This window comes from Actinophytocola sp. (genome assembly GCF_035712165.1).
Taxonomy (GTDB): domain Bacteria; phylum Actinomycetota; class Actinomycetes; order Mycobacteriales; family Pseudonocardiaceae; genus DASYTH01.
Genome location: NZ_DASTBH010000304.1, coordinates 1 through 2,243, shown reverse-complemented (window position 1 = coordinate 2,243; position 2,243 = coordinate 1). Strand labels below are relative to the sequence as shown.

Below are 2,243 nucleotides of genomic sequence, written 5' to 3'. Positions count from 1 at the left end.
GGGGCGGCGGCAGCGACCCGGTCGGGATCATGTCCATGGTCACCTACGTGGAGCAGCGGTTCAACGGCGACCCGAACCGGGTGTACGTCACCGGGGCCTCCTCGGGCGCCATGATGACCAACGTCCTGCTCGCCAACTATCCCGACGTGTTCAAGGCGGGCGCGGCGTTCATGGGAGTGCCGGACACCTGCTTCGCGACCACGCCGCCGAACGAGTGGAACAGCGAGTGCGCCAACGGCACCGTGATCAGGACCGCGCAGCAGTGGGGAGACGCGGCCCGGGCCGCCTTCCCGGGCTACACCGGTGCCCGCCCACGCATGCAGGTCTGGCACGGCACCGCGGACTCCACGCTGCGCTTCCCCAACTTCGGGGAGGAGATCAAGCAGTGGACCAACGTGCTCGGCGTGAGCCAGACGCCGGCCATGACCGACACCCCGCAGTCCGGCTGGACCCGCACCCGCTACGGCGGCACCGGTGTGATGGCCCCGGTCGAGGGAATCAGCCTGCAGGGCGTCGGGCACAGCCTGCCGATGGGCGGCCAGGCGGCGATGGCCATCGCGTTCATGGGGCTGAACACCGGAACGCCGCCGGTCACGACCACCACGACCACCGGGCCGCCGCCGGTCTCCGCGTGCCGGGTCAGCTACACCGTCAACGCCTGGAACAACGGCCTCACCACCGACATCACCATCGCCAACACCGGCGGCACCCAGGTCAACGGCTGGTCCCTGGTGTTCACCCTGCCCACCGGGCAGACGATCTCCAGCGGCTGGAACGCCTCCTACAGCCCCAACTCCGGTCAGGTGACCGCCCGCAACGTCGGCCACAACGCGGTGATCAACCCCGGTCAGTCGGTGGGCAGCATCGGCTTCCAGGCCGGCCACACCGGCAACACCGGTGAGCCGACCTCGTTCACCCTCAACGGAAACGCCTGCACGGTCGCCTGACCATCCCGGGCGCGGCCGCGCCGCGATGAGGGAAGCAACGCCGCGTTGCTTCCCTCATCGCCTTTTCACCTGGTCAGCGGATCGTGAACGGGGCGCTGAGCGCGTCCACCTGGACCTGGTAGGAACCGCGTTGCACCTCGGGCCGGCCGGTGGCCTCGATGTCGCCCGGCGTCACCGCCAGCACTGAGACCGGGAAGGACATCCGCACCGTCCTGGACTGCCCGGCGGCCAACTCGACCCTGGCGAACGTCGCCAGCCGCTTCGGCGGCACGACGATGTCGCTGACCGGTTGGTTGACGTAGACCGGTACCACCTGGGTGCCCGGCCGGGACCCGGTGTTGGTGACCGTGACGCTGACCTCGACCGTGCCGTCCCGCCGGACCGAGCCGGTCGCGGTCAGGTTGCTGGTCGCGAACGTCGTGTAGCTCAGCCCGAACCCGAAGGGATACAACGGGTTGTAGGCGTTGCCCTGACCGGACGCGGTGCTCGGCAGGTGGTCGAAGGTCTTCGGCTGGTCGCCGATCGGGGACGGACAGTCGCCGCAGAAGTCGCCGCCCGGCGCGTCGGCCTCGGACGGCCAACTGACCGGAAGCCGGCCGCTCGGGTTGATCCGACCGAAGATCGCGTCCGCGACCGCGGTGCCCGCCTCGGTGCTGCCCTGGTAGGCCATCAGCAGGGCCGCGGTGTCCTTGGCCGGGCCGAGCCCGAGCGGCCGGCCGGCGAGCACCACGACGATGACCGGCTTGCCGGTCGCCTGCAACGCGCTCACCAGCGCCTTCTGGTCCGCGGCCAACGCAGGCGCCGGGTTGTCGCCCAGCCCCTCGGCGTAGGCCTTCTCGCCCACCGCGACCACGACCGCGTCCGCACCGGCCGCCGCCGCCACCGCACTCGCCTGGTCCGGCGCGTAGGTGACGTTCGGCGTGGCGGCCTGCAGCCCGGACAGCACGGTGGTGCCCGGCGGGATCTGGTCGGCCGGTCCCATGCAGCAGACGTGGCCGGCGCCGAACACGCCCTGCCAGCTCACACTCCAGCCGCCGAGCTGGTTGGTCATCGAGTCCGCGCTCGGCCCGGTCACGACGACCTTGGCGTTCGGCGCCAGCGGCAGCGCGTTGCCCTCGTTGCGCAGCAGCGTGATCGAGTCCCTGGCCGCGGCCAGCGTCGCGTCCCGGCCGGCCTTCACGGCCGAGTCCGCCGCAGCCGGGTCCACGTACGGGTTGTCGAACAGGCCGAGCTGGAACTTCAGCCGCAGGATCCGCCGTACCGACTGGTCGATCCGCTTCTCGGACACCAGGCCCT

Annotated in this window: 2 protein-coding genes; one reads left to right on the top strand and one right to left on the bottom strand. The window is 71.1% G+C overall.

From position 1 onward, the window contains the following. The coding region (locus tag VFO68_RS17190; protein ID WP_325159312.1) for a cellulose binding domain-containing protein at positions 1–947 on the top strand (947 nt) is incomplete at its 5' end. A gap of 73 nt (positions 948–1,020) precedes the next feature. Here the strand turns inward: VFO68_RS17190 and VFO68_RS17185 are convergent. Then, a partial coding sequence (locus tag VFO68_RS17185) for a glycoside hydrolase family 3 C-terminal domain-containing protein (protein ID WP_325159311.1) occupies positions 1,021–2,243 on the bottom strand: 1,223 nt, incomplete at its 5' end.